This is a genomic window from Megasphaera stantonii (assembly GCF_025567065.1).
Taxonomy (GTDB): domain Bacteria; phylum Bacillota; class Negativicutes; order Veillonellales; family Megasphaeraceae; genus Megasphaera; species Megasphaera stantonii.
In genome coordinates, this window is record NZ_JAOQKD010000010.1 from 74,657 (window position 1) to 80,239 (window position 5,583).

General features: G+C 44.8%; 4 protein-coding genes. 1 reads left to right on the forward strand and 3 read right to left on the reverse strand.

Features of this window, described 5'->3' with window-relative positions; translation table 11 throughout:
- From OCV58_RS07190 to OCV58_RS07200, 3 genes are all read right to left on the reverse strand, one after another.
- A partial coding sequence (locus tag OCV58_RS07190) for an AAA family ATPase (protein ID WP_154877407.1) occupies window positions 1-336 on the reverse strand: 336 nt, incomplete at its 3' end.
- A gap of 182 nt (window positions 337-518) precedes the next feature.
- Entirely contained in the window at window positions 519-2,090 is a 1,572-nt protein-coding gene (locus OCV58_RS07195; protein WP_154877400.1) for an AAA family ATPase, read from the reverse strand.
- Window positions 2,091-2,264: 174 nt separating this feature from the next.
- Window positions 2,265-3,626, reverse strand: coding sequence for an S-layer homology domain-containing protein (locus OCV58_RS07200; protein ID WP_154877401.1), 1,362 nt, complete (start codon window positions 3,624-3,626; stop codon window positions 2,265-2,267).
- Window positions 3,627-4,299: 673 nt separating this feature from the next.
- On the opposite strand from OCV58_RS07200, the gene OCV58_RS07205 reads away from it, so the two are divergent.
- Entirely contained in the window at window positions 4,300-5,475 is a 1,176-nt protein-coding gene (locus OCV58_RS07205) for an ISL3 family transposase (RefSeq protein WP_154877402.1), read from the forward strand.
- Window positions 5,476-5,583: the final 108 nt, after the last annotated feature.

Below are 5,583 nucleotides of genomic sequence, written 5' to 3' on the forward strand. Positions count from 1 at the left end.
CAACATATCTTTCATGGTCTGACTGCAACTCAAAAATTCCTGCATATTAATAAATAAAACATCGCACTGGTTGCAATACATAGCAAACGCCGCATCGCCAGCGATCTCTAATCCCTGAAAAGCAGCCTCACCGTCTACAGTTCGGTCATAATACGCTGATATCATATTGGCCGCCATAGACTTGCCGAATCGCCTGGGACGGCTGACGCAGATAAACCGGCTCTCCGTATCAAAAACCGAATTCAGATACCGAATCAGACCGCTTTTATCGACATATATGCGGCTGTTTCGCGCCATTTTAAATTTCCTGTCTCCCGGATTCAAATAAATACCCATGGTCGTCCTCCCGTTATGACATTGGTTACGAGTACGTTAACCGACATACTTCATATTGCGTACATAATATATGTATATAGTATCAGCATCAGCGGCAAAATTCAACGACGGTATGGCATGAAAAAGCAATGACACTCAGAATACTCCTCCTGTCATTGCTTCTAACCGATTTCTACCCCATATTACATGGTTTCTGTTTCTATACGGCAGGTATGCTTTTTGCTGCCTCTGTCATACGTAATGCCGACGCAGAAGATATTTCCTTTGTAATCCTTCAAAGCCTCCGTACAGTGTTTATCCCGTATTTGCCGCAATGCCGTGTCGGCAGTACCATCCCATTTCAGTTCCACGATCATAGCCGGCTTGTCGGCATATTTTTTCTTCGGAAGAAATACCATATCGGCAAAGCCTTTGCCTGTCGGCAGTTCGCGGATGATCGTATAGTACTGCCGCGCGCTGTAATAGGCCAGCGAGACAGTATAGCTCAAAGCATTTTCGTCGTTATACTGCAGGTGGGACGTATTTAAATGGGCTTCCTCCATGCCTTTCGCTACGGCCTCTTCGTCGCCGTTCCACGTAGCCTGGAGAAGCTTGTCCGACTGCAGCACGGAATGAACGATTTCTGACCACTGGGACACCCGCGTCGCTGTTACGTATTCGCCCATGATTTCCCGGTTTGGAATAAAGACTTCCTTCGTATCGAAGTCATAGCCTAAATACCCCAAATGAACGAGCAAGGTCAGCACGTCGTCAGCCGAATGGAAGGTCGTCATATCGTTGACAAAGGACCTCGTGTCGATTTTCTGCCGCCCGCCGGCCATGAGCTTGACAACGGTATCCCGCAGACCTGAGAAGTTCATGTCGATATAAATTTTCAACGCTTCAAAGGTCTCCGTTTCCGTCCAGTACGTATCCAGTATGCCGCTTTCCATTGCCGATACGACAGAGCGGGGATTGCATATAGACGTCATATCTCGAAATTGGTATCCATCATACCAGCTCATGGTTTCCTCATAATCCATATGGTACTGTTCGCATAACTGCCGGACTTCTTCAACCGTAAAGCCTACAAACGGCGTCAGCTCCCGCGGATTGGTCATGGAAAATTCCGTGAACATATTCAGCGCCGAATGGGTCCCATACTTTTTGATAGGCAGTATCCCCGTCATATAGGCCAAGCCGATATAGGCTTTGTCCTTGAGCCAGCCACGCAGGAAATCCAGATACTGCCGCTGGGCCTGATAATCGTTTCGGTATTCGCGGAAGATGCAGTCCCATTCGTCAATAATGACGACAAAGGGACAATTTGTTTCAGCATATACGTCTCCCAAACATCCTATCATATCCGTTCTGTCAAAATATTCTACATCGGGATATGCCCGCAGTACATCATGCAAAATTCGCCGTTTCAGCAAACTCAACATAGAAGCCATATCCATGCTTCGACTCAGAAATTCCTGCATGTTGAGGAATAACACATCAGATTGATTCCGATACATATCAAAATCCGCATTGCCAGCAATAGCTAACCCTTGAAACACTGCACTGCCGTCTACGGTTCGATCATAATATGCCGACAACATATTAGCCGCCATGGATTTACCGAATCGCCGGGGGCGGCTGACACAGATATACTTATTGGATGATTTGAATATACGATTTGTATAGGCAATCATGCCGCTCTTATCTACATATATGGCAGACCGCAGCGCTTCTTGGAATTTATCGCTGCCTGGATTTAAATAGATTCCCATGGCTCTCCTCCATCATGAATACGTTACGATACTGTTACCCTTACCGTTACGCTGATTGATATGGTCTTGTTACGTATATAGTATCAATATTAGAGGCAAAATTCAACGACGATAAGCATAACAAAAAGACTACCCATTGCTGAGTAGTCTTTTGTATATAACCTAAGGATTCAATTAGAATGCGAAGTTGAATTCTGCACGAGTCAATTCTTCGTCGTTTTCTCCACCGAATCTGCCATTGTCTTTGTAATCAGAAGCGAAGGACTGCATAACGCTGAATTTAGCATTCTTAGCAAATACATAGTCAATACCTACGCCCCAAGATTCAATGTTATCGAGCTGACCAAAGTTTCTCCAAGAGCCAGTAGAACCGCCGAGGAAGGCACCGTCTTCAGCGTCGATGTATTCAACCCAGATGTCCCAGGATTTCGGCTGAGCCATGTTAGCCTTGCCATACATAACTCTACCAATCCATACTTCCGGATCGCTTACATCGTTGCCCGTTGTTGCACTGACACCATTGCGGTCAATGCTTTCATAGTTAGCGAGAACATTCCACTTGGAACCGATATTCCAGCTAACATATGCGCCCCACAAATTATCAGCATCAATAGCCAACTCCGGCGTGTCATGTTTTCCACCAGAACGACTAAACTGGTTATAATAAACACCTACTGCAGAATTGTTACCGAAGAAGGCTTCGATTTCACCGTAACCAGTTTTCATCCCATCTACACCATAATCATCATTGCCTGTAAATTGATGATATCCTTTAAGGAGACTATCGTTACCAGCATCTTCCTTAAATTTACCATAACCAGCCGTTACAGCAATGCTGTCGTTCTGATATTTCAATTCAGCGCGGTCAAATACATCACCGTACTGATAGCCATAGGAACGAGCACCGCCGAGATAATATGCAGCGTCACGGCCGAGGCTGAGGTTCCAGTTCGGACTGCCGAAGTTGTAATCAATTTTCAAGATATCAGCTGCAATATCGCTGTTTTCACTAGCCGTACCATTGTCGCTGAAGGTCTGATTATTGGTTGTCAAGCCAACCGTTGCTTTAATGCGGTCGTTGACTTGAGCCTGGCCACGAAGGCGGATACGATAATCCCAAGAAGCATCGTTGTCTTTAGTACCATCCTGGTAACGATAACGGAGACGAGCATCGCCGGTGAATTTGATGTTGCCGACTTTGTTTTCAAGGTTCGATACGCGAACGCCAAGGTTGTTCAGCTCATCAGCATATTCGTCAGCCAATTTGTTGATCAAAGCACGCTGTTCAACGGAAGCTTTGTCCATGTGAGCCATAGCTTTTGCTACCATTTCAGCTGCTTCATAACGGGTGATGTTGCGCTGGCCTTGGAAGTATTCGCCGTCTACGCCCTGAATGACGCCTGCGTCAGCCAATTCTACTACGGATTTGTATGCCCAGCTGTCCGTCGGTACGTCAACAAACGGGTTAGCTGCGAATGCACACGTTGCGCTTACTGCCATCGTTGCTGCCAATGCTGCTAATACTTTTGCTTTCATTGTAAAATGACCTCTTTTCGATAAAAACTGTGATATACACGTCTTACACCGTTACAATCAAGCGTCCCATATACGCTGCAAGGGGTCATTGGCGAGTTGTCCTAGTTTCCTCTCTTTTACTGCCTCACATTGTACTATGTTTCACTCTATACGAGCTGCGCCTACAATCTATTGTACCGCAACTCTGATTAGTATTTTACCAGAAAATCTTTACTTTGTCAAAAATCAGTAAAGCAAAAAGTAATTTTTTAACTATACAGACTAAGAAAATTATTCATAAGCAAGATAGGCTTGTACTATTTTTAACTTTTTCATACATTTTAATATGGAATATCTCCCGGTTCTATTCAGTAATACTAAGTTTTTCTCAAAAAGCTTTAACAATACGAACTCTCCTCAGCCCTTCAGATTCCGCAGCATCAAAACAACTTTATACTAAACAGATATCAATTATCATACACAATAATTTGAAATTATAAATATACTCCACTTGTTATGATCCCATATACGCCGCCTTATCCAATAGAATAGAAAAAACAGGTTCTATAATAAATGTTGGGGTAACGACAGACATCGTATATCTGCCGTTACCCCATTTTACAAAAAAATGGACATACGACAGATCTCCTGTTACTATTAAAGCGACCAAACCCAATAGAAAGGAAGATGTCCTATGTCCAATTCTTATTATATCGAAAAGATGCTCTTTTTAAAAGAGGCGGAAGTAACTCCTTTAGAAATGCTGGAAGATAAGCAGATTCTTCATCTGTCTATACCAAAGAAAGAGCAGTGTTGCCCTCATTGTCATACCCGTACTTCCCGTATTAAGGATTACCGTTCGCAAACCGTGTGTATTGCTATCGTAAATGACCTTCCCGTATATGCGCAGTTTCGGAAACGGCGGTATAGCTGCCCGGCCTGCCACCGTACCTTCTACCCGCCGCTGTCGTTTGTACAGCCGTATCAACGCCGCAGCCAGCAGGTGCTGCTGATTCTCAAAGAATGCCGGGAACGCCAGACCTTTACCTCCATTGCCGCCCGCTACCGGGTGTCTGTTCCTACGGTAATCCGCTATTTTGACCGCATACAATATGCCAAGCCGACAAGACTGCCCCGGCTGTTGGCGTTGGACGAATTCAAGGGCAACGCCCAAGGCCAGAAGTATCAGACGAGTATCACGAATCCCTTTACGCATAAGATGCTGGATACCCTGCCCAACCGGAATACGCAGGATATTATCAAGTATTTCTGTTCGTTCCCGCGGAAACAGCGAAACCGGGTGCGCTGGGTCATCATGGACATGTCGAATCTGTTCCGGAAAGTCGTACGGGAAGTCTTTCCCAATGCCATCATCATATGCGACCGGTTTCATATCGTTCGCCTGGTACTATGGGCCATGGAACGGGTGCGCAAGCGGGTACAGAAATCTTTCCCCAAGAAAAGCCGCTATTCCAAGCGGAATAAGCGGATTCTGCGGAAAGCCGGCCATACGCTGATGCCGGACGAGCTGGTATGCCTTGAGGAAATCCTGTCACATTCAGAGGACTTACGAAAGGCGTACGCTCTCAAAGAAGCGTTTTACAAGGTATTGGATATGAAGAGAACACCGTATGCAGAACCAGCACTGCAGGACTGGATGGAATTGGTCCGTTCTGCTGACCTGGAAGAATTTCAATCGCTGCAAAAATCGTTTACAGACTGGTTCGAAGAAATTGTAAATGCCCTGAAATATCCATGGTCCAATGGATATACAGAAGGGTGCAACAATAAAATCAAAGTACTAAAACGAATCAGCTTTGGGATTCGAAGATATAGCCGGTTTAAGAACCGAATTTTATATATAGCCTAACCAACAATCGGGAATGAGATGCAAAACATTGGACTATGTGAAGCTTTTTCTGTAAATAACTGCTAGGTATAGGTCTTCTATGATACAATCTAAATCATAGGAGGCTTA

Coding starts and splice junctions, on each gene's coding strand:
- OCV58_RS07200 (WP_154877401.1), bottom strand. CDS start 3,626: ATGAAAGCAAAAGTATTAGCAGCATTGGCAGCAACGATGGCAGTAAGC.
- OCV58_RS07195 (WP_154877400.1), bottom strand. CDS start 2,090: ATGGGAATCTATTTAAATCCAGGCAGCGATAAATTCCAAGAAGCGCTG.
- OCV58_RS07205 (WP_154877402.1), top strand. CDS start 4,300: ATGTCCAATTCTTATTATATCGAAAAGATGCTCTTTTTAAAAGAGGCG.